The following is a 24,622-nucleotide window of genomic DNA, read 5'->3' as shown; positions in this document are numbered from 1 at the left end:
GCAACGTGGGTGTTGGGCGTGGGCACACCGGGAGCGCTTGCGTCCAGGCGTGCGGCAATGCGCCGCAACAGGTGACCCAGGCGGCTCATTGCATGCTCCCGCGCAGGCGCGGTGAAGACGCCATGTAATCCAGATTCGGGCTGAAGAACGGATCGCCTTCTTCGCGATACGGCGAGTACGCTTCGGCCGAGCGCACGAAGTCACTTTCCGGAATCGCACGCGGATCGCGCGTCTTGGATTCGTGGTGGATCATCACCGAACGTGCGACGTACACAGTGGCCAAGCCACGCGCATGCGCGCGCAGGCACAGCTCCACATCGCTGCCGCACACAATGAAGGTCTCATCGAACCCGCCCAGCGACTCGAACGTGTCACGCGCCACCACCATGCACGCGCCCGTCACGGCCAGCACCTGGCGCTGCAACACCGGTGACACGAACAGATTCTGGTTGTGCACGGGCGCCTCGCCCTTGAAGACGTGGTCGGCCCAGCCACCCATGCCGATCACCACGCCGGCATGCTGGATGGTGCGATCGCCGTACAACAGCAATGGACCGCACACGCCAACGTCTGGCCGCAGCGCGTTCTCGGCGAGCCGCTGCAGCCACTGTCCATCAATGATCTCGGTATCGTTGTTGAGGAAGACCAGCACCTCGCCACGCGCTTCGCGGGCAGCCAGGTTGTTCAGTGCCGACCAATTGAACGGTACGTCTGCGCGGATCACCCGGAAGCTGTCACGGCGGGACATCGCTTCCAGCCATTGCAGGGTCTCAGCCTGGGTTGAACCATTGTCGACAACGATGATCTCGAAGGCGCGGTAGTCCGTCTTCGCGTACAGCGATTCCACACAGGTACGCAACAGGTCCAGGCCGTCACGGGTGGGAATGATGATGCTGGCCAAGGGCCCCTTGTCCGCGTATGGGTAGCGCACGTCGTAGCAGAACAACTGCTCGCCATCGTCCACCTGCGCTCCCGGGTGGGTGGCCTGCACATGCTGCTGCAGCGCGCGGCGACCTGCATGGTGTGCGTAGGGCTTGGAGCCGGCATTGGCTGCGGTGGAACCGGCGTGAGCGCGCCAGTGATAAAGCACCTTGGGCACGTGCGCGATGGCGGCGCCAGCCGCCGCACAGCGAAGCACCAGGTCGTAATCCTGAGAGCCATCGCAGTCGCTGCGCAGCCCACCGAGCTGGTGAATCAGCGCGGCGTCAAAGCTCACCAGATGCCCCAGATACATCTGCGACAGGAACAGGTCCAGATTCCAGTCAGGCTTGAAATACGGATGCCGGAGGCGACCGTCTTCGCCGAGCACGTCGTGGTCGGTGTACACGACACCGGCCGAAGTGGCCTGGTGGCAGGCAACCACCGCAGCCAGTGCATCCGGCTCCAGAAGGTCATCATGGTCGAGGAACGTGATCCAGCGCCCCTTGGCCAGCGCCACCGCAGCGTTGGTCGTGGCAGCGATGCCCTGCCGTTCACTTGAGCGCGATACACGCAGGTTCGGCAATCGCAGCGCCAGCTCGTCCAGCACGCGCGCAACGTGAGGTTGATCAGACGCGTCGTCGTGGATGCACAGCTCCCAGTTGCGATAGGTTTGTGCTTCGACGCTGGCCACAGCCTCACGGAGGAACACCTCGGGCGTGTTGCAGACAGGCATCACGACGCTGATCAGGCCGACATCGGCCGGTGCTGGCGCTTGCGCCTGCTGGCGTAGCCACTCGGCGTAGATGTCCGGCGGCGTAACCGCCGCTGCGACAGCATGTGAGCCATTGGCATAGGCAAGGATCGATCGGACCAGATGCCTGGGCCCCTTGCGGGCGGCACGCGTGAGCGCGGAAATGATGGTGCCGGCAGGAATGCCCTGCCCCTTTGCGCGACGAATGCTCCAGTAGATTCCGCGAATCAGATTACCCAGTTTGGACATCAGGCATTACCTCGTTGATTCAGCACGGTCACGTCCTTGTCGGCCCGTCGTTTCACAGGACACCCCAACCCAGCAGCACTCCCGCCACAAAACCGCCTACACCCAGTCCGATCATGGCGATCTTCCACTTCTGGCGCGAACGCATGTAGTCGGCCGCACGCTGTTGCAGCCTCTGCTCCAGCTGCCGCTCGACGTCGAGCGCCTGGGCACGGGCGGCTTCAGATGCGTCTATGAGCCCATCAATGCGTTCCTGGGCCTTCTGCAGCGACTGCTGCGCATCGGCCACACTCGCTTCAAGCGCCTGCTCCTGCGCCTGCCACACAGCCTGGCGCTGCTGCCAGTCCCGCTCGGCCTGCTGCCAGTCCAGCTGCGCCTGCTGCCACTGGTCGCGCTGCTGCAGCCAATCAGCATCGGCCTCGTCCTTGCCCTGCTGCAACCGCTGCGCATAGGCTGCGGTGGCACCCCACTCGCGCTTGGCCACAGCAAGATCGGCGATGTAGGCATCCAGCAGCCGTGCCGTGGATTCCCATTCCTTTTCGGAATTGGCGGTACGCGTCGCCAGCTCACGCAGGCCGCCGGCGAGACCGCTCAGCAGTGCAGTCGCTTCCGCATCGAGGTCGGCACGGAACGGCGGGTTTGCCTGCAAGCGCGCTGCATCGCTGGGCAGGCGCACCGCCACGCAGTATTCGCGATAAGGCTGGTCGCTGTGATCGCCGGCGAACACCCGGCTGTTGTAGAGCCGGTCAGCGGCGCTGACCAGCGGCTCCAGCTCGGGGAATTTCACCTTGATGAAATGCGCACCCATCAGGCTCGACCACAACGTTGCATTGCCCTGACCGAAGCGCAGCACCGTCATGCCGGCGCCTTCAAACGCGGCCACGATCTCGGCGGTGTCGACCAGGCCGAATTCCTTGTGCTCCTGCAGCCAGACGTAGTCCTCGCCGAACAGCTCGTGCCAACGACCATTCGCATCGACTTCAGCGTCGCGCACCCACGGCTGGTCCGGCGGGAAGCCGACGATGACCGCACGGCTGGCGACACGCGCCATCTCGGCCGCGGCCTTGGCACGCAGGGGCGCGGGAATATGCTCGAGCACATCCAGCGATACGACGGCGTCGAAGCCCTGCTCGGGGAACGGCAGCGCGGTGGCGTCAGCCACCACGAAGTCCTTCTCGTCCCCTTCCGCATGCAGGTCGGTGTACAGGAACGTTGCCTGGGGCAGGAACTGCCCGAGCAGACGCTGACGGTTGGCCCCTACTTCCAGCACCCGCGGCGCGGGCAGATCCAGCGCCTGCAGCAGATGCGTCGCCGCACCGTAGCGCTGGTAATGGTCAAAGGGAATTTCAAGCAGCGTCGGGGTCATGGACCTTCCACTCATGCGGGATATAGACCACGCCCTCACTGAAGTAGGGCGCAGCCACGGTGAAGACACTGGCTTCGGACAGATAATCCAGGCAGACCAGGCCCTTGTCGGTGAACAGTCCCACATCAACGCGGTAGCTGCCGGTCAGCAGGGTCATCGACGGGATGCAGTAGCTGACGCGGTGCGACCCTCGTGAGGTGGGAATCACCACCCGCTCAAGATAGGTGTTGGGGCCAAAGATATGCAGGCCGTCCATGCCCTTGATCGCTACGCCGAGCAGCAGGCCATCGACCACCTCATCGCCGACGGTGTAACTGATGTCCACTGTCAGCGGCTCGAACGGGGCCAGCATATCGGTGCTCAGCGCAACCGTTTCAAGATGCGCGGGGATGCTGCCCGGGGCGGGTGCCTGGCGCACTTCGGCATCCTGCGTCACAGCCAGGTCCTTGCCCAGTTCGTAGTCGCGGAAACGGTCAGCCACGAAGCTGGCTTCGCCGTGCAGCTTGACCTTGCCACCTTCCAGCCACAGCGCGGTCTGGCAGAAGCGCTTGACCTGCTCGAGCGAATGCGACACGAACAGAATGGTGGCGCCGCGTGCACGAATCTGTTCGATGCGCGAAAGGCATTTCATCTGGAAGCGGATGTCACCCACCGACAGTGCTTCGTCGATGATCAGCACATCCGGTTCGGTGTGGATGGCCACCGAGAACGCCAAGCGCACGTACATGCCGCTGGAATAGGTCTTGACCGGCCGGTCGAAGAAATCACCGATATCGGCAAAGTCAATGATCGACTGCAGCTTGTCGTCCACTTCCTTGCGGCTCAGGCCCAGCAACGACGCACTCAGGTACACGTTGTCGCGGCCGGAGAAATCCGGATTGAAACCGGCCCCCAGTTCGAGCAGCGCGGCAAAGCGCCCGCGGATGCTGACCGTGCCGGACGTCGGGCGTACCGTGCCACACAGGATCTGCAGAAGGGTCGATTTGCCGGCGCCGTTGCGACCGATGATGCCGACCGTCTCGCCCTTCGGCACGACCAGGTTGATGCCATCCAACGCTCTGAAAGTGCGGCTGGCACGGTCACCCGAAGGCTTGAGCAGCGACAGCAGGCGGTCGCGCGGGTTGGCGTAGACCGGATAGTCCTTGGTCACGCCCAGCACTTCGATGGCCGCGTCGGGCGTGGCCTGCAACGTGGTGGTCTGCGGGTTGTTCATAGGACGTCCGAGAAGCCGCGCGAGAGGCGACGGAAGAGTGCGTAGGCCAGCATCGCCGCCACCACGGAAAGCAGGAAGTGCGGCAGCAGTACTGCCAGATCAGGGGCCGAGTTCTGGACCGTCACCGCGCGCAGCTGTTCGATAGGCGTGACCAGGGGGTTGAAGTACACCAAGCCTCTTGCCGCCTCGGGCATCGCATGCGCCGGGAAGAAGATCGGGCTGAGGAACAACAGGACGCTGCTGAGGATGCCGACAAACTGGCCGATGTCGCGCAGGTAGACGCCCAGCGCCGACAGCGACCAGGCAATTGCAAGCAGCATCGGGGTCATTTCCAGCAGGATCAGCGGCGAGGCCAGCGCCCATACCGACGGCAGCCCCGACTGCCAGGTCTGCGCGACCAGCAGGATGGTCAGGCCGATGCCGGCGGTGGTCAGCGCTGCGGCCACCTTTACCATCGACAGCACCGGCAACGGGAAGACCACCTTCTTCACGAAGTTGGGCTGCCCGGCGATGATACCCGGTGCGGTGATCAGCACTTCCGACAGCAGCGTAAACGGTACCAGTCCTGCAAACAGCATCAGCGCGAAGTCGCCGGTGGATTCGGCACCCGCCCATCGCGCTTTGAACACGCCACTGAACACCAGCGTGTACACGCATAGCATCAGCAACGGTTGCAGGACCAGCCAGAGGACACCCAACGTGGTGGTGCGGTACCGTGCTGCCAACTCACGCCCAAGCAACTGGCGGAACAGGAACAGGAGATTGGCATGCTTCTGCATGGATCAGCAGTTCCCTGCCGACAGTGCGCGTTCCAGATCCACCTGCAGATCCCCCAGCTCCTCCACACCCACGCTCAGCCGCACCAGCGCATCGCTGATCCCCAGCTGCTCCCGGCGCGCGACCGGGATCGAGGCATGCGTCATCACCGCCGGATGGTTGACCAGGCTTTCCACGCCGCCCAGCGACTCGGCCAGGGTGAACAGTTCGGTCTTCTCGCAGAAGCGCTTGGCCGCCTCGAACCCGCCCTTCAGCACGATCGAGACGATGCCACCGAAGCCGGCCATCTGCTTGCCGGCCAGCTCATGCTGCGGGTGCGAGGGCAGGCCCGGGTAGATCACTTTTTCCACCGCCGGGTGCTTTTCCAGCCACTGTGCCAGCGCCAGCGCGTTGGCGCAGTGTGCCTTCATCCGTAGCGGCAGGGTCTTCAGGCCGCGCAGGGCCAGGAAGCTGTCGAACGGTCCCTGCACGCCACCCACCGAGTTCTGCAGGAACGCCATCTGCTCGGCCAGGTCGGCATCGTCGCCGACCACGACCATGCCGCCAACCATGTCCGAGTGACCGTTGAGGTACTTGGTGGCCGAATGCAGGACCAGGTCCGCGCCCAGCTCCAGCGGGCGCTGCAGCATCGGCGAGGCAAAGGTGTTGTCGACCACCACGATCAGGCCGTGGCGCTTGGCGATGGCGGCCACCGCAGCGATGTCGACGATCTTCAGCATCGGGTTGGTCGGGGTCTCGATCCACACCATCTTCGTCTTCGGCGTGATGGCGGCTTCAAATGCCGCCAGATCGGTCAGGTCGACGAAGCTGAAGTCCAGCCCGGCGGTGCGGCGGCGCACGCGCTCGAACAGGCGGAAGCTGCCGCCGTAGATATCGTCCATCGCCACCACGTGGCTGCCGGCGTCCAGCAGCTCGATCACGGTCGAGCTGGCCGCCATGCCGGAAGCAAAGGCGAAGCCGCGGGTACCGCCTTCCAGCGAGGCCACGCAGCGCTCATAGGCGAAGCGGGTCGGGTTGTGGGTACGCGAGTACTCGAAGCCCTGGTGCTCGCCCGGGCTGGACTGGGCATAGGTCGAGGTGGCGTAGATCGGCGGCATCACCGCACCGGTGCTGGGATCGGGCGACTGGCCACCGTGGATGGCCAACGTGGCCAGGGCCAGCGCGCGGTCGGGCGAAGAGGAGTTGGACATGTCGTTTCCTGAATGGCGCCGACGTGCGGCGCCGTCAAAGGATCGGGAGTCTATCAGCGCAGCCTTAACAAGCTTTGACGCAAATAAACCGGAATTCAGTGGCGATCTGCAGCGATCCGCGGCTTACTGCACGCGACGGCGCAGATAGTTCAGCAGGTCGATGCGGGTGATCAGGCCGAGGAAGGCGTCACCGTCCATCACGATCGCCACCTGGCCGCGGTCGAACACCGGCAGCAGGGCCTCGATCGGCGACTTCACGTCCAGCCGGTCCAGCTTGCTGACCATCGCGGTGGCCACGGTGTCGCGGAAGCGCGCTTCATCGCCATAGACATGCAGCAGCACGTCGCTTTCGTCGACGATGCCGACCAGCTGGTCACCGTCCATCACCGGCAGCTGCGACACGTCGTACAGCTTCATGCGCTGGTAGGCGGTGGTCAGCAGGTCGTTCGGGCCGATCACCACGGTGTCGCGCTGGCCGTACGGGCGCAGGATCAGGTCGCGCAGGTCGCCGTGCTGCGGGCGCTGCAGGAAGCCGTTGTCCAGCATCCAGTAGTCGTTGTACATCTTCGACAGATACTTGTTGCCGGTATCGCAGACCAGCACCAGCACCCTCTTCGGGGTGGTCTGCTCCTTGCAGTACTTCAGTGCCGCGGCCAGCAGGGTGCCGGTGGACGAACCGCCGAGGATGCCTTCCTTGCCCAGCAGCTCGCGCGCGGTATGGAAGCTCTCGGCATCGCTGATCGCATAAGCCTTCTTGACGCGGCTGAAGTCGGAAATCGACGGCAGGAAGTCCTCGCCGATGCCTTCCACCAGCCAGCTGCCCGACTTGTCGTTGAGCACGCCATCGTTGATGTATTCGGCCAGGATCGAGCCGACCGGATCGGCCAGCACCAGCTCGGTCTTCGGCGACAGCCTGGCGAACGCGCGCGACAGGCCGGTCATGGTGCCGGAGCTGCCGCAGCCGAACACGATGGCGTCGAGGTCGCCGCCCATCTGCTCGAGGATCTCCGGGCCGGTGCCGAACTCATGCGCGGCCGGGTTGTCCGGGTTGCCGAACTGGTTGATGAAGTAGGCGCCCGGGGTCTGCTCGGCGATGGTCTTGGCCAGGTCCTGGTAGTACTCCGGGTGGCCCTTGGCGACGTCCGAACGGGTCAGGCGCACTTCGGCGCCCATCGCCTTCAGGTTGAAGATCTTTTCCCGGCTCATCTTGTCGGGAACAACCAGGATGAGCTTGTAGCCCTTCTGCTGGGCCACCAGTGCCAGGCCCAGGCCGGTGTTGCCGGCGGTGCCCTCGACCAGGGTTGCGCCCGGCTTCAGGTCACCCCGCTGCTCCGCCGCCTCGATCATCGACAGGCCGATGCGATCCTTGATCGATCCGCCCGGATTGGCGCTCTCCAGCTTCAGGTAGAGCTCGCAGACACCGGTGTCCAGGCGCTGGGCCTTGACGATCGGGGTCTGGCCGATGAGTTCGAGGACGGAAGAATGGATGGGCATTCGGAGGACTTTCGATTCGCGCCACGCAGGGCCGGACCGATGATTATCCGACGGATGGCGCTGAATGTCAGGTCGGCGCGGAGATGCCGCCCGCCGGCCCCGTAAAGGGATGCGGGCGGCCCCGGATCGACGAGGAGACCGGTACCGCCCGCATCGGTGAGTGGTGCCTGGAGACCAAGGCACCACCGCCTGTGGTGCCTTGGCGCGGCCGCCTCATCGGCGGTGCCGCGATGCCGGGGCAGAAGCGCCCGGCGGGGCCATCGATGGCCGGGTCACGCCATTCCGGGCGCGACGGAGTGCGTCAAAGCGTGGGGGACGTCGTTGGGAGCGGTGTTTCGTACATTCGCAGAAGACGTTGCTTGGCCAGCAGCTTCTCACGCTTCATGCGACCCAGGGTGACATCATCGATCGGGAGTACACCCAACTCCGCGTCCATGCACTTCTTGTTCAACTTGCGGTGCTGGTCATGGAGTGCCCTGAACTCCGGATCACGCGCGCGACGGGCGTCGATCTCGCTCTGGGGCTGATCTTCAAACATGATGGACCTCCTTCGACAGATACACGAACGCCCCGGCCGCAAGGCACGGGGCGTTGTTCATGGAGGAGTGCCGGTCGATGGCCACCTGGACGCCTGCAACGACCTGCGGCACTGGCCTGCGCACGTCGATCTGCTGCGGTTCGCGCCCTGCTTGCATCGGCCCGGCCCTCCCATCGTCCGGTCCGCGGCATTGCGTCCCGGACGATTGACCCTACGCCTGCTCAGGGCGGGGTACAAGACCCCTGCGACAAAAAGACCGAACCCCGCCGGGGCGGGGTTCAGGCTGAATGCTCATTGCAACGAAAAACAAACAATATCAATGCATTACGGCGCGATGATGACCTCGGCCGAGCGCGCCCGGGTGGACGCAGCCTTCTTGCCGCTGACCTGGATGCGGTTACTGGCGACACCGGCCGCGACCAGGGCGTCGCGCAACGCTTCGGCACGCTTCTGGCCCACGCCGTTGGCACTGTCGTAGGCCTCGATGCGCAGGCGGCCCTTCTTGCCGATGTTCAGGTACTCGGCGAGCGCCTTGGCCTGGTTGCGGGCGCCGCCAGACAGGCTGGACGCACCTGCAGCGAACGCGTCGCCCCCAAAGGTGAAGACCTCACCGCGCGCATCGAACTTCGAACCCGGCAGCTTCTGGCCCGACACCAGCTCGGCCTCCTCGCGGGCCAGCCTGGCGGCGTTCTGCTGGGCGGCGCTGAGGCGTTGCTGCTGCTTGCCGGCCACGCTGGTCAGGGCGTTTTCGGCGTCCTGGCGGGCCAGGGTTTCGGCCTCGGCGGCCTGGCGCAGGCGTTCGGCTTCCTCGGCCTGCATCTGCGCCTGCATGCGCAGCTGTTCGGCCTCCTGGCGGGCACGGGCGGCGTCGCGGCGGCTGGCCTCGATCAGCAGGTCGCTGCGGGTGCGCTCCAGGCGGTCGACCTCGCGCGCGGCCAGCGCAGTGCGCACCGCGGTCTCGGCAATCTCCACCCGGCGCTCGGCCAGGTAGGTGGCCAGCTCCTGGTCACGGCGCTTGGCCTTGTCCAGGGTCGCGATGGCCTGCTGCGCCTGCATGCGCTCGAAGGCGCCCAGCTCAGCGGTATCCGGGTTGGCCTGGATGGCCATCAGGCGCTGGCTCAGCTGCGCCACCATCGGGTTGTCGGCGGCCACGGCCAGGGTCGGCAGCGCCAGCAGCGCGGCCAGGGTTGCGGCGGTCATCGGCTTCACCGGCGATCCTCCCCGGTCGACAGCTGGCGTTGCAGCTGGTTGACCTCGTTGCGGCGCAGCTGAAGCTGCGCGCTGACAGTGGCTTCCTCGCTGCGGACGCGGGCCAGGTCGGCATCGGCGGCGGCGCGCAGGGCCATTGCCGGCGCATTCTTGCGCTCGCGGCGGTCGCCTGCGGCGCGCTGGGCCTGCTCCAGCCCCTGCCGGGCCAGCCCGATCAGGTCCGGGGCGTACTGGTCGGCATCGGCCTGGGTGGCCTTGTCGACCGCCTGCCGGGCCTGCGCCAGTTCCAGGGCAGCGTCCTGCGCCCAGGCGGGGGCAGACAGTGCGAATGCAAACGCCATCACATACAGGCCATGGCGCATTCGTGCGAAGCTAAGTCGTTTCATTGGGGAGGCCGTACCGGTTGTCGGTTCGCGGCCATTGTCGTCAAGCCGACACCGTGCTGGCAACGGGCGTCGGCCGTTTCGTTGGGGAAAATTCGCAATGGATATCGGCTACTTCCTGAAGCTGATGACCGAAAAGAACGCTTCGGACATGTTTTTGACCACCGGGGCACCGGTCTACATCAAGATCGAGGGGAAGCTCTATCCGCTGGGCAACACCGGCCTGCCGCCAGGCATGGTGAAGAAGATTGCCTACTCGCTGATGGACGAGGGCCAGGTGCCGCAGTTCGAGCGAGAGCTCGAGCTCAACATGGCCATCGCCCTGCCCGACGCCGGGCGCTTCCGCGTCAACGTGTTCAAGCAGCGGGGCGAGGTCGGCATGGTCATCCGCGCCATCCGCAGCCGGATCCCGAGCATCGAGGAGCTGAACCTTCCGCAGGTGCTGAAGGACGTCATCATGACCCCGCGCGGGCTGGTGCTGGTGGTGGGGTCCACCGGCTCCGGCAAGTCCACCTCGCTGGCGTCGATGATCGACCACCGCAACAGCACCACCACCGGTCACATCCTCACCATCGAGGACCCGATCGAGTACCTGCACAAGCACAAGATGTCGATCGTCAACCAGCGCGAGGTCGGCCTGGACACCCATGCCTTCCACAACGCGCTGAAGAACGCGATGCGCGAAGCGCCGGACGTGATCCTGATCGGCGAGATCCTGGATGCGGAAACGATGGAGGCGGCGATCGCCTTCGCCGAGACCGGCCACCTGTGCCTGGCGACCCTGCACTCCAACAACGCCGACCAGACCATCGAGCGCATCCTCAACTTCTTCCCGGAAAGCGCGCACAAGAACGTGCTGATGAACCTGGCGCTGAACCTGCGCGCAGTGATCAGCCAGCGCCTGGTGAAGAACAAGGAGGGCCGACGCCTGCCGGCCACCGAGGTGCTGATCAACACGCCGATGATCCGCGACCTGCTGCGCCGCGGCCAGGTGCACGAAATCAAGGCCGCGATGGAAGCCTCGCTGGAAGAAGGCATGGAGAGCTTCGACCAGTGCCTGTTCCGGCTGGCCAAGGCCGGCACCATCGAGCAGGAGGAAGCGCTGCGCGCGGCCGACTCGCGCGATGGCCTGGCCCTGAAGTTCCGCCTGTCCGAAGGCAGCAGCGGCGAGCACGACCCGTACGCGGACTTCTCGGCAGGCGCACCCAGCATCACCCACGGCTTCTGATCCCACGAAAAAGGGGACGGAGGGGATTAAGTCGTTTGTGCACTTGCGACTTAATCCCCTCCGTCCCCTTTTTCTGAAGAATTCAGGGGCGGTCTCATCCAATGAGACCCGTCATCCGTAGGTTTCCTCAATGGAAACCATCCGCAAGCTGGCCATTCTGGCCGATGCCGCCAAGTACGATGCCTCCTGCGCCTCCAGCGGCTCGGGCAAGCGCGATTCGCGCGCCAGTGGCGGTATCGGCAGCACCGAGGGCATGGGCATCTGCCACAGCTACACGCCCGATGGCCGCTGCGTGTCGTTGCTGAAGATCCTGCTGACCAACTTCTGCATTTACGACTGCGCCTATTGCGTGAACCGGGTCTCCAGCAACGTGGCCCGCGCGCGTTTCAGCGTGGACGAGGTGGTCACGCTCACCCTGGACTTCTACAAGCGCAACTACATCGAGGGCCTGTTCCTGTCCAGCGGCATCATCCGCAATGCGGACTACACCATGGAACAGATGGTGGAAGTGGCCCGGCAGCTGCGCGAAGAACACCGCTACGCCGGCTACATCCATCTCAAGACCATTCCCGAGGCCTCGCCGGAACTGCTGGCCAGCGCCGGGCGCTATGCCGACCGCCTGTCCATCAACGTGGAACTGCCCACCGAAGCCGGCCTGAGCGCCTTGGCGCCGGAGAAGACGGTGCATTCGATCCGAGGCGCGATGGGCGAACTGCGCTGGCGCATCGACGAAGCCAAGGAAGCTCGCAAGGCCCCTGCGGCGGTGGCACCGACGGCCAGCCGCAGCGCTCGCCCGCGCCCTCCCCGTTTCGCACCGGCCGGGCAGAGCACCCAGATGATCGTCGGCGCGGACGGGGCAAACGACCAGCAGATCCTGGCCAACGCCGACAGCCTGTACGGCAACTACCGCATGCGCCGGGTCTACTACTCCGCGTTCAGCCCGATTCCGGACGCCAGCCGGCAGCTGCCACTGCAGCCGCCACCGCTGCAGCGCGAACATCGCCTCTACCAGGCTGACTGGCTGCTGCGCTTCTACGGCTACGGCGTGGATGAGATTACCGATACCACCCAGGACGGCATGCTCGACCTGGATATCGACCCCAAGATGGCCTGGGCGATCCGCCATCCCGAGCGCTTTCCGGTCGATCTGAACCGGGCACCAAAGGAAATGCTGCTGCGCGTGCCAGGCCTTGGCGTGCGCAACGTCAAGCGCGTGCTGATGGCACGCCGCCACGGGCGGCTGCGCGTGGCCGACATCGCGCGCCTGAAAGCACCGATGAGCAAGCTGCTGCCGTTCGTGCTGCTGGCCGACCATCACCCGCGCAAAGCACTGGACGATCCGGCGGCGCTGCGCGCGCAGCTGGCCCCGCCTCCGCGCCAAGGTTCGCTGTTCGATGCCCCGTCTGCATCCTGACGCGCAGCGCTGGTCGCTGCGGGTGGATCCGCCGTGGTCGCTGCAGGCCTGGCGCGATGCTGCGCGCGAAGCGTTGCTGCGCGGCGTGGCCCCGCCTCAACTGGACTGGCTGGAAGGGAGCGACACCTCGCTGCTGGATGCGCCGGCCGTGCAGCAGGCGCCGATGCTTGCCGATGCCGGAGCACCCAACGTTCCACGTGACTTCCTGGAACTGGCGGCCACCTGCCTGTGCCATCGCGATCCCCAGCGCCTGGCCTTGCTGTATCGCCTGCTGTGGCGCATCGCCCATGGCGAGCGATCAGTGCTGAGCAACCCCGCCGACGCCGATGTCCTGCGCGCGACGGCCCTTGCCCAGGCCGTCCGCCGTGACACGCACAAGATGAAGGCATTCGTGCGCTTCCGCGAGGTGCCTGGCCAGCCTGATGCGTTCATCGCCTGGTTCGAGCCACAGCACCACATCGTCGACCGGGTCGCGCCGTTCTTCGCGCGCCGTTTCACCGGCATGCGCTGGGCCATCCTCACTCCTTCGCGCAGCGTCGCCTGGGATGGGCAGGCGCTCGCCTTCGGCCCTGGTGCACGGCGCGAGGATGCCCCGGCCGAGGATGCACGCGAGTCGCTGTGGCAGACCTACTACGCCAGCATCTTCAATCCGGCGCGACTCAACACACGGATGATGATGCAGGAGATGCCGGCCAAGTACTGGCGCCATCTGCCGGAAGCACAGTTGCTGCCACGCCTGGTGCGCGATGCGGCCGACCGCGTGCAGGAGATGCATGACCGGCCGGCGCAGGCGCCGCAACGCAGGATTCCCCCACGTGCGAACGCTGCGGCGCCGGCAACCGATGCCAGCAGTCTGGACAATCTGCGCGCACAGGCCAGCGCCTGCCGCCAGTGCCCGTTGTGGGAGCAGGCCACGCAGACCGTATTCGGGCAGGGGCCGGCAGGGGCCGAGGTGATGCTGGTCGGAGAACAACCCGGCGACACCGAGGATCTGCGCGGGCAGCCGTTCGCAGGACCCGCCGGCCAGGTGCTGGACCGCGCACTGGCGGAGCTGGGAATCGATCGCGCCCGGCTGTACCTCACCAACGCGGTGAAGCACTTCCACCATGAGCGGCGCGGCAAGGTGCGGCTGCACAAGCGACCGGAAAGCCGCCACATCCAGGCCTGCCGGCCCTGGCTGATGGGGGAGATCGCGCGTGTGCGGCCCAGGGTGATCGTGTGCCTGGGCGCGACAGCGGCAGCCTCGGTATTCGGTCGTGACTTCGACCTCTCGCGCGACCGCGGACGCTGGCACACCCTCGAAGACGGCACGCGCGGCTACGCCACCGTGCACCCGGCGTGGGTGTTGCGGCAGGCCGACGATGCGCGCCGCGAGGACGCCTACCGGGTGTTCCGCGATGACCTGGCCCGTTTGCGGCAGAAAGGGGACGGAGGGGATTAAGTCGTAAGTGCATATACGACTTAATCCCCTCCGTCCCCTTTTTTTCAGGCGGCGTCGAGCTGGTGTTCCGGGCGCGCGCGGTCGAATGCGTCCAGCGCTTGGCAGGCCGCTTCGATGCGGCGCAGGGTCGGGTACGGTGCCAGGTCCAGGCCGAAGCGGTGGGCGTTGTACAGCTGCGGCAACAGGCAGATGTCGGCCAGGCCAGGGCGGTCGCCATGACAGAAGGCGCCGGTGTCACGGCTGTTGGCCAACAGCGCTTCCATCGCCGCAAAGCCCTCGGCGATCCAGTGCAGCGTCCACTGCGTGCGTGCATCGGCCGGCAGCTGCAGACTACGTTCCAGGTACTGCATCACCCGCAGGTTGTTGATGGGGTGGATGTCGCAGGCCACCACCTGGGCCAGCGCCCGCACCCGCGCGCGGCCGGCGGCGTCGGCCGGCAGCAGCGGTACCTGCGGAAAGCGCTCGTCCAGGTATTCGAGGATCGCCAGCGACTGGGTCAGCACATGCCCGTCATGCAGCAGGGTCGGCACCTGCTGCTGCGGGTTGAGCGCCCGATAGGCATCCCGGTGCTGCTCGCCACCGTCGCGCACCAGATGCACCGGCCGGGCCTCCCAGGCCAGGCCCTTCAGCTCCAGGCCGATGCGCACGCGGTAGGCGGCGCTGGATCGCCAGTAGGTGTACAGCACGATGCCGTCGTCGACCGGGATCTCCATCGCCGCCTCCATGCTCAGGGCCTGGCCACCTGTTCGATGCGCTGCTCGATCGCACCGAAGATGCTGTTGCCCGCGGCATCGAGCATCTCGATGCGGACCACGTCGCCGAAGGACATGAACGGCGTGCTCGGCTTGCCATCGCGCAGGGTCTCCACCACGCGCTGCTCGGCGAAGCACGAGGCGCCCTTGCTGGTGTCCTCGTTGGCGATGGTGCCGGAGCCGACGATGGTGCCGGCGCCTAGCGGACGGGTCTTGGCCGCATGCGAAACCAGCTGGGCGAAATTGAACTGCATGTCCACGCCCGCTTCCGGCGCACCGAACCACTGGCCGTTGATGTGGGTCAGCAGCGGGAGGTGCACCTTGCTGTCCTGCCACGCAGCGCCCAGCTCGTCAGGGGTGACGAACACCGGCGACAGCGCCGAGCGCGGCTTGGACTGCAGGAAGCCGAAGCCCTTGGCCAGCTCGCCCGGGATCAGGTTGCGCAGCGAGACATCGTTGACCAGGCCGATCAACTGGATGTGGCCGGCGGCCTGTTCCGGGGTCGCCGCCATCGGCACGTCGTCGGTGATCACCACGATCTCCGCTTCCAGGTCGATACCGTAGTCCTCGCTGACCACCTTGACCGCGTCACGCGGGCCGTAGAAGCCGGCGCTGGTGGCCTGGTACATCAGCGGATCGGTGTAGAAGCTCTCCGGCACCTCGGCGCCACGGGCACGGCGCACACGCTCGACGTGCGGCAGGTAGGCGCTGCCGTCGACGAATTCATAAGCGCGCGGCATCGGCGCAGCCAGCGCCTGCGGATCAAGGTCGAACACGCCATCGGCGTCACCGGCGTTGAGCGATTCGTACAGGGCGTTCAGGCGCGGCGCGATGTGGCTCCAGTCCTCCAAAGCCTGCTGCAGGGTGGCGGTAATGCCGGTGGCGCGCACGCCGTGGCGCAGGTCGCGCGAGACAACGATCAGGGTGCCGTCGCGGCCGCCTTCCTTCAAGGAACCAAGCTTCATGGTGGGTGTCCGGAGTCGTGGGCAAACAAGTTTCAAGTGTAATCAAATCTGCGGCGGCGCCAAGCTGCAGCGCGGCATCGGCCCACCCTACCGCAGGTGGGGGTTCGGCAGAGCTTGCAGCCCTGCACCTGCTTCAAGCCAAGGCAACGGCCGATGCAACAGCAACAGCGGACATTCCGCGGAATGGCGAGGCACTGTGGGTTTGCGGGGACGCCGTAAACCCATCCGTGGGGGCTTGGTCGCGGCATCCATGCTGCTCACACCCCGCAAACCCCCAGCACCCCGCCTACCCACAGGGACCCGGCTTTTGACGTTGCTCTGGCCTTGGCTCCGGCCTCTGCAGGCGCAGGGCGCAGCCCTGCAGAGACCCCCTACCTGAACAGGCCTTTTTGCGTGAAGTCTCAAACATCGTTTAGACTTGCAGGGTCTGCAGCGGCCGTCCGTTTCCCTCCGGGACCGCCGGCGACCAGGGTCCGCCCTCTTCGCCCGCCCCCACTCCGACGCCGTTCGTCACGCATTCCAGCCTGCGCTTCGTGCCGGCTGCACCCAATTCTCGCAGCGCGGTTCACGGGAACGCTCCGAGTCAGCCGATCAGTTTGATCTGCCCCCGCCTGTCCGTTCGGTCAGGCGTTTCTTGTACCTGGAGCAATCTCAATGTCTTTTGAATCGCTGGGCCTGGCGCCCTTCCTGCTGCGTGCGCTTGCCGAGCAGGGCTACGAAAACCCGACCCCGATCCAGCAGCAGGCGATCCCGCTGGTGCTGGCCGGTCGCGACCTGCTGGCCGGCGCACAGACCGGCACCGGCAAGACCGCCGCTTTCGGCCTGCCGCTGCTGCAGCACCTGGGCACCGCCTCGCAGGAAGTGCGCAGCGGCCCGCGCAAGCCGCGCGCGCTGATCCTGGCCCCGACCCGCGAACTGGCCACCCAGGTGCATGACAGCCTGCGCGGCTACAGCAAGTACCTGCGCATCCCCAGCGCCTGCATCTATGGCGGCGTCGGCATGGGCAACCAGCTGGACATCCTGCGCCGTGGCGTGGACCTGCTGGTGGCCTGCCCGGGCCGCCTGATCGACCACCTGGAGCGTCGCAGCGTCGACCTGTCCGGCATCGAACTGCTGGTGCTGGACGAAGCCGACCGCATGCTCGACATGGGCTTCCTCCCGTCGATCAAGCGCATCCTGGCCAAGCTGCCGAAGCAGAACCGCCAGACCCTGCTGTTCTCGGCCACCTTCGAGGACAACATCCGCCAGCTGGCGCTGGAGTTCATGCGCAACCCGGAGCAGATCCAGGTAACGCCGAAGAACACCGTGGCCGAAACCATCACCCACCGCGTGCATCCGGTCGATGCCGGCCGCAAGCGCGACCTGCTGCTGCACCTGCTGGCGCAGGACAGCCGCGAGCAGACCCTGGTGTTCGCCCGCACCAAGCACGGCAGTGACAAGCTGGCCACCTTCCTGGAAAAGTCGGGCATCAAGACGGCGGCCATCCACGGCAACAAGAGCCAGGGCCAGCGCCTGCGTGCGCTGGGCGACTTCAAGGCCGGCCGCGTGACGGTGCTGGTGGCGACCGACATCGCCGCGCGTGGCATCGACATCAACGAGCTGCCGAAGGTGATCAACTTCGACCTGCCGATGGTGGCCGAGGACTACGTGCACCGCATCGGCCGTACCGGCCGCAATGGCGCGACCGGCCAGGCGATCTCGCTGGTGGCGCAGGATGAGGTGAAGCTGCTGCGCGCGATCGTGCGCCTGCTGGGCCGCGACATGGATATCCGCGATGTGCCGGGCTTCGAGCTGCAGACGCCGATCCGCTGGGGCAACAGTGCACCGGGCAAGGCCGAGCACGATACCGGCGAGCGTGCACCGCGCAAGAGCCACGCACGCCGTCCGCACGGCGATGCGCCGCGCCATGCACATGCCGGGCCGAAGAAGGCCGGTGGCGGCCGTCGCGAAGGCGGTGGCAACGGCCAGCAGCGTGCGGGCGCAGGCGCCGGTCAGGGCCAGCGCCGGGGCGGTGGTGGTAACGGTGGCGGCCGTGGCCGCAGCCAGGGTGGCGGCGGCGGTCGCGCCGGCTGATCCCGGCTGACAGGGAGGGTGCTTCCCGCTGCGCGGGGGCTATCAAGGGACGGCGCTGACGCGCCGTCCTTTTTTTTGCCGGCTACCGTGGGCGAAAGCACGCGGATGGTTTGGCTTGGGGCGGCGCAGGGCAGTGGGTGCAAAACACGCGCAGCCCGCCCGGCCTCCCCACACGTGTCAACAAGGCGCGCAGCCCCTCAACCCCGCGCCTTGCTCGGATTCACCAGATTCCCGAAGAAGATCGCGTTGATCAGCAGGCGATCCGTGCCATGCCAGTACTTGCGATGCGCCGGGTCATCGGCAAACAGCACCACGTTGCCCTGCCCCTGCGCCGATACCAGCAACCACGCACTGCCTGCCACGCGCGTGCGGTTGCGCTCGGACAGATAGCCGTTCACCCGTGGAGGCGTGTCGATGCGCACCACCGTCGAGAACGGATTCGTACTCGGCTGCAACGTCACCGTGTTTTCCTTGTTGACCGCCAGTTGCCGGCGCGGCACGCCGAACGCCAGCGGATGGCTGGTATCCACATCGGCGCTGAGGATGTTGCCGCTGACCCGTTCGATCGCGGCGATGTCACGCTGGTCACCGAAGGCGCGGCGGCTTGCATCAGCCGCGTCTTCTTCCTTGCCAAGCGTCTCGCCATCGGCCAGCTTCTGCTCGATCGCCCACTTCGAGGCATTGCCGTAGGTCACCAGTGAACCACCGGCCTGGACCCAGCGCTTCAGGGCAGCCACCGCCGTGGCATCGATGCCTGTGTAGGTGCCACCGGACAGCACGATCGTGGTGTAGCGATCCAGCGGCACCTTGCCCAGCTGCTGGGGGTCCAGCTTGCTGGCCGGCAGACGCAGCTGCTGGTCGAGCAGGAACCACGCCGATCCGATCTCGGTGGCGGCCACGCCCTCGCCCATCACCAGCGCGACCGCAGGCTTGCGCAACGCTTTCACGCCGTCACTGCCGAGGTCGATGCCCTCGCGGCTGCGCCCGCTGGACAATGCATGCACCTGCACGCCGGCAGCGCGCGCGGCGGAGGTCACCGCCTCGAGCAACGCCGCGCCCTGCAGTGCCTGTCCGGCCACCGGAATCACCAGGCTGCCGGCGGCGAAGCTGACGTCTCCCTGCGCGGTCGCGGTGGTGAACGGCTGGAACGCGGCGCGTGCGTTCACCCCCTTGTCCTGCAATGCGGCCAGCACGCGCCCGGCGTTGTAGTCGCGCCAGTCGATCGCATAGGCGAATCCGGCCTGGCCACCCAGCACCGCGCCCTGCTCCGCCGGCAGCGCGGTCACGCGTGCGCCACCGTCGACGCGGCTGCGACTGCCGGCGAAGGCCACGCCGTAGGCCGGTGCGATTGCATAGCTGGTGCTGCCGTAGAACACATCCCCCTTGATCGGCGGCGTCTCGGCAAAGATCGAATGCACCAGGCGGAACTGCGCCTGTTGGACCGGCACCACGTAGGCGCTGCCGGCCTCAAAGCGCTGGTCATCGACAGTGACGGCACGATCCAGCGCGCGCACGTCGATGCGATGCAGCAACAACAGTTCCAGCAGGCGGCGGGTCAGGGCCGGATCATGCGCATCACCGAACACGAAGCTCTTCACCGGCTGCTGTGCGGCCTGCTTCAGCGCGCTCTGGAAGAACTGCTTCTGCAGGTCGAACAGGCCGCTGCGCTCGGCCACCGCGCCGCGCACGGTGCCCAGCCCGGTGGCGACCTGGTTGCGGATGGTGAACGGGAAGGTCAGCAAGCCGTTCACCGATTCCTGCACGCGGCCACGCGAGCTGGCCTGTTCGACGGTCACGCCGACGGCGCCATGGAAGTCCGGATAGGTAGAGCCGTACACCGGCGAGAAGTTGTCGAAGTTCTCGCCGGTGTAGTACAGCGAACCCAGCGCATCCAATGCCTGCGCATGGTACCTGGCCAGGGTCTTGTTGAATTCATACGAGGCCGCCGGGATCAGCGGGCTGTGCATGCTCTTCGGCGAGGGCTCGAAATAGTAGGTGCTGTCCTTGCCCATCTCGTGGAAGTCGATCTGCACGTTCGGGTACCACTGGTGGAACACCTCCACCTTCGGCCGCGAGTCCTGCTGGGTCAGCGCCAGCCAGTCGCGGTTGAGATCGGTGAAGTAGTGGTTGGTGCGGCCCTGCGGGAACGGCTCGACGTGCTCCTTGTCAGCCGGGTCGGCAGAGGCTGGATCGGAGGCCCAGGCGTTGTGCCAGTTGGCGGCGCGATCGCGGCCATCCGGATTCTGTGCCGGGTCGAACAGCACCACCGCCTGCTGCAGCCACTGCTGGGTTTCGGCACTGCGGTTGGCCACCAGGTAGTACGCCGTCAGCATCGCCGCCTCGGCACTGGAGGTCTCGTTGCCATGCACGCTGTAACCCAGCCACACCACCACCGGGCTGTCCCCTGCAGCGCTGCGCGGCTGCGCCGGGTCGGCCAGGGTCGCGTGCTGCTGGCGCAGCTGTTCCAGGCGTGCGTGGTTGCTGGCGGCGGTCACCGTGGCGATCAGCAACGGACGGCCTTCATAGCTGCGGCCGATCTCGCGCACGCTGATCTTGTCCGAGCGCTTGGCCAGTTCCTGGAAGTACGCCACCAGCTGGTCGTGCCGGGTGTAGCGGCTGCCGATCGGATAGCCGAGGAACTGCTCCGGCGTGGGAATGGCCGCATCAAATGCCGCTGCCTCGGTGGCCTGCGGGAAGAAGTAGGCGCTCTGTGCCTGCGCCGGCGGTGGCGAGGACAGTGCGGTGGCGGCGGCGATCAGCAACGGAAGAACGGCACGACGATGCAAGGACACGGTGACTCCCCAGGACACAACGGCAGGCGGTCGCGCGGCCGGCTCCCTGAAGAGACCGGCCGCGGCGGATGGATCAGAAGCGGTAATCGAAGCCCAGCGTGAAGTAGCGGCCGCGCAGGTCGTACTGGCTGAAGTCGTAGGGCGCGCGGATGCCCGGGAACGAGGCGTCGTACGGCGGCGTCTTGTCGGCCAGGTTCTGCACCTTGGCGTACAGCGTCAGCTTGTCGATGCCGGTGTAGCCCAGGTACAGGTCGTACTGGCTGTAGCTGCCGACGCGCTGCTGCACGGCCTTGGCGGCGGTGCTGGCCTCCTGCCGGTAGCTGCTGGTGTAGTACCAGGTCACCGCGGCGTTGAAGTCGCCGTACTTCCAGTCCAGCGTGGTGGTGGCCTTGTCCTTGGGCAGCGTTGCGCCGAGGTTGCTGCCGGCGTAGTCGACCAGCGGGCCGCCGACCACGGTCGGGCGACGGTAGTCGCGCACGTGCGTGTAGGCCGAGGACACGGTGAAGTCGCCGAGTGCAGCGGTCGGGATGCGCTGGCGCAGCTCGACGTCGATGCCCGAGGTCTTCAGTTCGCTCAGGTTCTGGTAGCGGTTGTAGACCGCCTGCAGCTTGCCGCGCTCGTCGCGCTGCACGGCGCCGGCCACGTTGTCGTTGACCAGGGTCTGGGTGTTGTTGGTGCCGACCAGGTTGTCCAGCTGGATCCGGTAGTAGTCCACGCTGAGGTTGGTGTTGGCCCACGGCGACAGCACCACGCCGAAGTTCACGCTCTTGGTTCGCTCCGGCTTCAGTGCGTTGTTGCCGACGGTGAAGAAGGTCGGGCTCTGGCGCGAGCCCGGCACGTCGGGATCACGCGGATCGACCACGCTGCCATAGGCGATGCTGGTGCTGTTGGAGTTCTCCGACAGCGACGGCGCGCGGAAGCCCTTCGACGCCGAGGCGCGCACCAGCAGGACATCCAGCGGCTGCCAGCGCAGGCCGATCTTCGGCGAGAACGCATCGCCGAAATCGTCGTAGTGGTCGGCGCGCGCGGCGGCCGACAGCTCCAGCGTCGAGGCCAGCGGCACATTCACTTCGGCGTAGGCGGCAGTGACCTGGCGCTGGCCATGCACCTCGGCGATGGCCGGGCGCACCTGCAGGCCGGCATCGATCTGCCACGGGTTGTTGGAATCGAGCTTCTCGCGGCGCCATTCGGCACCGGCCGCGAAGCCGATCTCACCCGCCCAGGTGTGGCCCAGGCTGCCGGAGATCTTCGCGTCGACGCCCTGCAGTTTGGATTCGGCCGGGCGCAGCGTGGCGATATTGATCGAATCACGCACCGACTGCGGCGTGGCCGCCGGGTTCAACAGGTTGTAGCTGCCCGTGGCCAGCGCATCGGCCAGCGCCCAGCGATTGGCGAAGCCGCCGGACACGCTCTCTCGCTCGCTGCTGCGTGCACCGAACGCGGCCACTTCCCAGTCCCAGTTCGCGGCGGTGCCGCGCAGGCCGAACACACCGCGGTAGGCCGTGGAGCGGTTGGTCTTGATGGTGCCACCGAGGTCGAAGAAGGTGTATTCGATCGGAATCGCGCGGCCGTACGGGTTGTACGGGTTGTTGGCCGGCAGCAGCGACGACACCGGCTCGGCCAGGCCGCTGTTGGCGTTCAACGCGAAGCGGCCGCTTTCCAGGGTAAAGAACGGGCTGCTGCCGAACCAGGCGGCGCTCTTGATCTGGCTGTACAGCACTTCGCCAAAGGCCTCGACGTTGTCGTTCAGGCGGAAGGTGCCGTTGGCATAGGCCTGGTAGCGCTTGGTCGAGGGAATCAGCGTGGTGAACGGCGCCTGGTTGAAGCCGCAGGTATCACCGGACAGGCCATCGATCGGCGCGCTGGCAACGCGGGTGGTGCCGGCCGGGCAGTTGCCGTTGGCATCGAGCATCGGCACCGACACGCCGTTGACCAGGTAGCGCGCGCCCTTGGCCGACCAGCCGTTCCAGCGGCCACCGGGCTTGTCGGTGTAGATGCCGCTCTTGGTCAGATTGCGTTCGTCCTGGTCCAGGCGCTCGCGGTTGTAGCCCTGCAGGCTGAAGAGGATGTTGTAGCCATCGGTGTCGAGATCACCGAGGCCACCGACGAACTTCAGGTTCTGCTCGTGCAGGCCGCCCTGGTCGGCACCGCCGAAGCTGCCGCCGATCTCGGCGCCTTCGAAGTTCTGCCGGGTGATGATGTTGACCACGCCGGCCACGGCGTCGGAACCGTACACCGCGGAGGCGCCGTCCTTGAGCACTTCGATGCGCTCGACCGCGACCAGCGGCAGCGCGTTGAGATCGACGAAGGTGTCGGACAGGCCACCGGCCGGGAAACCATAGTTGGCCAGGCGACGGCCGTTGAGCAGCACCAGCGTGTTCTTCTGCGACAGGCCACGCAGGCCGATGCCGGCCGAGCCGGACGCCCAGCCGTTGTTGGTGGTTTCGTTGGCAGCGTTGCCGGTGTTGGCCGAGATCGAGCGCAGCACGTCGGCCACGGTGGCCTTGCCGGTCTGTTCCAGCTGCTGGCGGCCGATCACCTGCACCGGGTTGGAGGCCTCGGTATCGGTGCGCTTGATGTTGGAACCGGTGACGCGCACGGCGGCCAGGGTATTGGCGTCGCCAACGGCGTCGGCGGAGGTTTCGGCGGCGGCGGACAAAGGCGCGGCCAGAGCGACGGCCAGGGCCGCCACGAGCAGGGTGTGCTTGGGCATGACGATGTGGGGGAGGTGGTAAGGGCGACGAAGTTCCGCAGTAGTCCATGCCTGGCCGGGTCCGGCCAATAACATCTCTTCATACGGATATAAGAGAAACTATCATCTCTTCATCCGGATGAAAAGAATTTATTCATGAAAGACCGGGGCACACCCGGGCTGCCCGGCAGCCCGCGGCGTACAATCGCGCCATGGAAATCTTCAAAGTCTTCATGCTCGAGGCGGCGCACCGCCTCCCCAACGTGCCGCCGGGGCACAAGTGCGCGCGCCTGCACGGACACTCGTTCCGGGTGGAACTGAAGGTCGAGGGCGAACCCGGTACGCAGACCGGCTGGATCATGGACTTCGGCGACGTGAAGGCGGCTTTCCAGCCGATCTACGACCGCCTGGACCATCACTACCTCAACGACATCCCCGGCCTGGAGAACCCGACCAGCGAGAACCTGGCGGTGTGGATCTGGAACGAACTGAAACCCAGCCTGCCGGCGCTGAGCGAGATCACCGTGCACGAAACCTGCACGTCCGGCTGCCGCTACCGCGGGCCCACCCGCTGATCAACCCACTGATCTGAAAGGGTTTTCAAAGGCGCCTCGGGCGCCTTTGTAATTTTTGTTGCATTGCCGCATCAACGGCGTATGCTGCATTGCATCAAGCCACTCCCTGATGCCCCCATGGCCGCCGCCTTCAGCGATCGCTTCAGTGATGCCACCCGCCAACTCGCCGCCGCCGCAACGCGGGCGAACCGGTTGGCGTTGGAGAACGCAGAAAGCGTGTTCGGCGTGCAGCTGAAGGTGATGGAGCGCAACCTGACCGCGACCGGCGGCTGGCTCGGCGAACTGGCCCGCAGCGAGGATGCGGCCGGGACGCTCTCCAGGGGTGCACAGCTGTGGCAGGACAACCTGCAGCGACTGGGGCAGGCACAGCAGGACGTGGTCGGTCTCGGCCTGCAGGCCAGCAAGGCCTGGTCCGAACTGGTGCAGGGCTACAACGAATCAACGGCGGACGCGAACAACCACTGACGCGACGCAACGCTCATTGCGTGGGTCCCTCCCCCCACGCAATCCGGACCCGGCAGATCCCTCCCTCTGCCGGGTCTTTTTTTGCCTGGCGTCCGGATTCCGGAGTGCGTCTTCGTCCGATGTCTCTGCGAACTGAG

General features: G+C 66.3%; 19 protein-coding genes. 6 read left to right on the top strand and 13 right to left on the bottom strand.

Annotation, left to right across the window (positions count from 1 at the left end; genetic code table 11):
• Window positions 1–85: 85 nt before the first annotated feature.
• From LRM18_RS14535 to LRM18_RS14495, 9 genes are all read right to left on the bottom strand, one after another.
• Window positions 86–1,654 carry a glycosyltransferase family 2 protein gene (locus LRM18_RS14535; protein WP_336297084.1) on the bottom strand — a complete coding sequence of 523 codons (1,569 nt, stop codon included), beginning with the start codon at window positions 1,652–1,654 and terminating at the stop codon, window positions 86–88.
• 319 nt (window positions 1,655–1,973) lie between these two features.
• Window positions 1,974–3,284, bottom strand: coding sequence for a methyltransferase domain-containing protein (locus tag LRM18_RS14530; RefSeq protein ID WP_270954883.1), 1,311 nt, complete (start codon window positions 3,282–3,284; stop codon window positions 1,974–1,976).
• Window positions 3,265–4,497 (bottom strand): ABC transporter ATP-binding protein, encoded by a 1,233-nt coding sequence (locus tag LRM18_RS14525; protein WP_074725522.1) that lies wholly within the window; start codon window positions 4,495–4,497, stop codon window positions 3,265–3,267. Before LRM18_RS14525 ends, LRM18_RS14530 begins: the two co-directional genes overlap by 20 nt.
• Window positions 4,494–5,276 carry an ABC transporter permease gene (locus LRM18_RS14520; RefSeq protein ID WP_074725521.1) on the bottom strand — a complete coding sequence of 261 codons (783 nt, stop codon included), beginning with the start codon at window positions 5,274–5,276 and terminating at the stop codon, window positions 4,494–4,496. Before LRM18_RS14520 ends, LRM18_RS14525 begins: the two co-directional genes overlap by 4 nt.
• A gap of 3 nt (window positions 5,277–5,279) precedes the next feature.
• Window positions 5,280–6,464 (bottom strand): cystathionine gamma-synthase, encoded by a 1,185-nt coding sequence (locus LRM18_RS14515; protein WP_270954882.1) that lies wholly within the window; start codon window positions 6,462–6,464, stop codon window positions 5,280–5,282.
• A 123-nt stretch (window positions 6,465–6,587) separates the two neighbouring features.
• On the bottom strand, window positions 6,588–7,958 hold the full coding sequence (locus LRM18_RS14510; protein WP_270954881.1) for a pyridoxal-phosphate dependent enzyme: 1,371 nt from the start codon (window positions 7,956–7,958) through the stop codon (window positions 6,588–6,590).
• A 301-nt stretch (window positions 7,959–8,259) separates the two neighbouring features.
• A complete protein-coding gene (locus LRM18_RS14505; RefSeq protein WP_005407964.1) occupies window positions 8,260–8,496 on the bottom strand; it encodes a YdcH family protein in 237 nt (78 codons plus the stop codon).
• Between the two features lie 324 nt (window positions 8,497–8,820).
• Window positions 8,821–9,705 (bottom strand): OmpA family protein, encoded by an 885-nt coding sequence (locus LRM18_RS14500; protein WP_083348140.1) that lies wholly within the window; start codon window positions 9,703–9,705, stop codon window positions 8,821–8,823.
• Window positions 9,702–10,067 carry a DUF4398 domain-containing protein gene (locus tag LRM18_RS14495; RefSeq protein WP_019660954.1) on the bottom strand — a complete coding sequence of 122 codons (366 nt, stop codon included), beginning with the start codon at window positions 10,065–10,067 and terminating at the stop codon, window positions 9,702–9,704. The genes LRM18_RS14500 and LRM18_RS14495 overlap by 4 nt, the downstream gene beginning before the upstream one ends.
• A gap of 121 nt (window positions 10,068–10,188) precedes the next feature.
• Here LRM18_RS14495 and LRM18_RS14490 point away from each other — a divergent pair, with 121 nt between their 5' ends.
• The 3 genes from LRM18_RS14490 to LRM18_RS14480 all read left to right on the top strand — a co-directional run bounded on the left by LRM18_RS14490 (window position 10,189) and on the right by LRM18_RS14480 (window position 14,171).
• Window positions 10,189–11,316 (top strand): PilT/PilU family type 4a pilus ATPase, encoded by a 1,128-nt coding sequence (locus LRM18_RS14490; RefSeq protein WP_049416904.1) that lies wholly within the window; start codon window positions 10,189–10,191, stop codon window positions 11,314–11,316.
• A 130-nt stretch (window positions 11,317–11,446) separates the two neighbouring features.
• A complete protein-coding gene (locus LRM18_RS14485; RefSeq protein ID WP_270954880.1) occupies window positions 11,447–12,730 on the top strand; it encodes a putative DNA modification/repair radical SAM protein in 1,284 nt (427 codons plus the stop codon).
• On the top strand, window positions 12,711–14,171 hold the full coding sequence (locus LRM18_RS14480; protein WP_154329987.1) for a UdgX family uracil-DNA binding protein: 1,461 nt from the start codon (window positions 12,711–12,713) through the stop codon (window positions 14,169–14,171). The genes LRM18_RS14485 and LRM18_RS14480 overlap by 20 nt, the downstream gene beginning before the upstream one ends.
• Window positions 14,172–14,215: 44 nt before the next feature.
• Here the strand turns inward: LRM18_RS14480 and maiA are convergent, their stop codons facing one another.
• Together maiA and LRM18_RS14470 are read right to left on the bottom strand one after the other, a co-directional pair.
• Complete coding sequence (gene maiA, locus LRM18_RS14475) at window positions 14,216–14,884, bottom strand: maleylacetoacetate isomerase (protein ID WP_270954879.1); 669 nt, start codon at window positions 14,882–14,884, stop codon at window positions 14,216–14,218.
• Window positions 14,885–14,898: 14 nt separating this feature from the next.
• Window positions 14,899–15,888: a fumarylacetoacetate hydrolase family protein gene (locus LRM18_RS14470; protein WP_270954878.1), complete on the bottom strand. Its 990-nt coding sequence runs from the start codon at window positions 15,886–15,888 to the stop codon at window positions 14,899–14,901.
• Window positions 15,889–16,542: 654 nt separating this feature from the next.
• Between LRM18_RS14470 and LRM18_RS14465 the strand changes: the two genes are divergently transcribed.
• The gene (locus LRM18_RS14465; RefSeq protein ID WP_270954877.1) at window positions 16,543–17,961 is read left to right on the top strand and encodes a DEAD/DEAH box helicase; all 1,419 of its coding nucleotides are present in this window, start codon (window positions 16,543–16,545) and stop codon (window positions 17,959–17,961) included.
• Between the two features lie 197 nt (window positions 17,962–18,158).
• Here the strand turns inward: LRM18_RS14465 and LRM18_RS14460 are convergent, their stop codons facing one another.
• The gene (locus LRM18_RS14460) at window positions 18,159–20,753 is read right to left on the bottom strand and encodes a M14 family zinc carboxypeptidase (RefSeq protein ID WP_270954876.1); all 2,595 of its coding nucleotides are present in this window, start codon (window positions 20,751–20,753) and stop codon (window positions 18,159–18,161) included.
• Window positions 20,754–20,826: 73 nt separating this feature from the next.
• Window positions 20,827–23,466 (bottom strand): TonB-dependent receptor, encoded by a 2,640-nt coding sequence (locus tag LRM18_RS14455; protein ID WP_057494088.1) that lies wholly within the window; start codon window positions 23,464–23,466, stop codon window positions 20,827–20,829.
• A 191-nt stretch (window positions 23,467–23,657) separates the two neighbouring features.
• Between LRM18_RS14455 and queD the strand changes: the two genes are divergently transcribed.
• Entirely contained in the window at window positions 23,658–24,020 is a 363-nt protein-coding gene (queD, locus tag LRM18_RS14450; RefSeq protein ID WP_270954875.1) for a 6-carboxytetrahydropterin synthase QueD, read from the top strand.
• 117 nt (window positions 24,021–24,137) lie between these two features.
• A complete protein-coding gene (locus tag LRM18_RS14445; RefSeq protein ID WP_270954874.1) occupies window positions 24,138–24,485 on the top strand; it encodes a phasin family protein in 348 nt (115 codons plus the stop codon).
• Window positions 24,486–24,622 lie beyond the last annotated feature (137 nt).

It is taken from the genome of Stenotrophomonas sp. PI_27, assembly GCF_027854495.1.
In the GTDB taxonomy this organism is placed as follows: Bacteria; Pseudomonadota; Gammaproteobacteria; order Xanthomonadales; family Xanthomonadaceae; genus Stenotrophomonas; species Stenotrophomonas pavanii.
This window is presented reverse-complemented; position numbering and strand designations above follow the sequence as displayed.

What these genes read in the sequence shown, in the direction of transcription:
- LRM18_RS14535 (WP_336297084.1), bottom strand. Translation starts at nt 1,654, where the DNA reads ATGCCTGTCTGCAACACGCCCGAGGTGTTCCTCCGTGAGGCTGTGGCC.
- LRM18_RS14530 (WP_270954883.1), bottom strand. Translation starts at nt 3,284, where the DNA reads ATGACCCCGACGCTGCTTGAAATTCCCTTTGACCATTACCAGCGCTAC.
- LRM18_RS14525 (WP_074725522.1), bottom strand. Translation starts at nt 4,497, where the DNA reads ATGAACAACCCGCAGACCACCACGTTGCAGGCCACGCCCGACGCGGCC.
- LRM18_RS14520 (WP_074725521.1), bottom strand. Translation starts at nt 5,276, where the DNA reads ATGCAGAAGCATGCCAATCTCCTGTTCCTGTTCCGCCAGTTGCTTGGG.
- LRM18_RS14515 (WP_270954882.1), bottom strand. Translation starts at nt 6,464, where the DNA reads ATGTCCAACTCCTCTTCGCCCGACCGCGCGCTGGCCCTGGCCACGTTG.
- LRM18_RS14510 (WP_270954881.1), bottom strand. Translation starts at nt 7,958, where the DNA reads ATGCCCATCCATTCTTCCGTCCTCGAACTCATCGGCCAGACCCCGATC.
- LRM18_RS14505 (WP_005407964.1), bottom strand. Translation starts at nt 8,496, where the DNA reads ATGTTTGAAGATCAGCCCCAGAGCGAGATCGACGCCCGTCGCGCGCGT.
- LRM18_RS14495 (WP_019660954.1), bottom strand. Translation starts at nt 10,067, where the DNA reads ATGCGCCATGGCCTGTATGTGATGGCGTTTGCATTCGCACTGTCTGCC.
- LRM18_RS14490 (WP_049416904.1), top strand. Translation starts at nt 10,189, where the DNA reads ATGGATATCGGCTACTTCCTGAAGCTGATGACCGAAAAGAACGCTTCG.
- LRM18_RS14485 (WP_270954880.1), top strand. Translation starts at nt 11,447, where the DNA reads ATGGAAACCATCCGCAAGCTGGCCATTCTGGCCGATGCCGCCAAGTAC.
- LRM18_RS14480 (WP_154329987.1), top strand. Translation starts at nt 12,711, where the DNA reads ATGCCCCGTCTGCATCCTGACGCGCAGCGCTGGTCGCTGCGGGTGGAT.
- maiA (WP_270954879.1), bottom strand. Translation starts at nt 14,884, where the DNA reads ATGGAGATCCCGGTCGACGACGGCATCGTGCTGTACACCTACTGGCGA.
- LRM18_RS14470 (WP_270954878.1), bottom strand. Translation starts at nt 15,888, where the DNA reads ATGAAGCTTGGTTCCTTGAAGGAAGGCGGCCGCGACGGCACCCTGATC.
- LRM18_RS14465 (WP_270954877.1), top strand. Translation starts at nt 16,543, where the DNA reads ATGTCTTTTGAATCGCTGGGCCTGGCGCCCTTCCTGCTGCGTGCGCTT.
- LRM18_RS14455 (WP_057494088.1), bottom strand. Translation starts at nt 23,466, where the DNA reads ATGCCCAAGCACACCCTGCTCGTGGCGGCCCTGGCCGTCGCTCTGGCC.
- queD (WP_270954875.1), top strand. Translation starts at nt 23,658, where the DNA reads ATGGAAATCTTCAAAGTCTTCATGCTCGAGGCGGCGCACCGCCTCCCC.
- LRM18_RS14445 (WP_270954874.1), top strand. Translation starts at nt 24,138, where the DNA reads ATGGCCGCCGCCTTCAGCGATCGCTTCAGTGATGCCACCCGCCAACTC.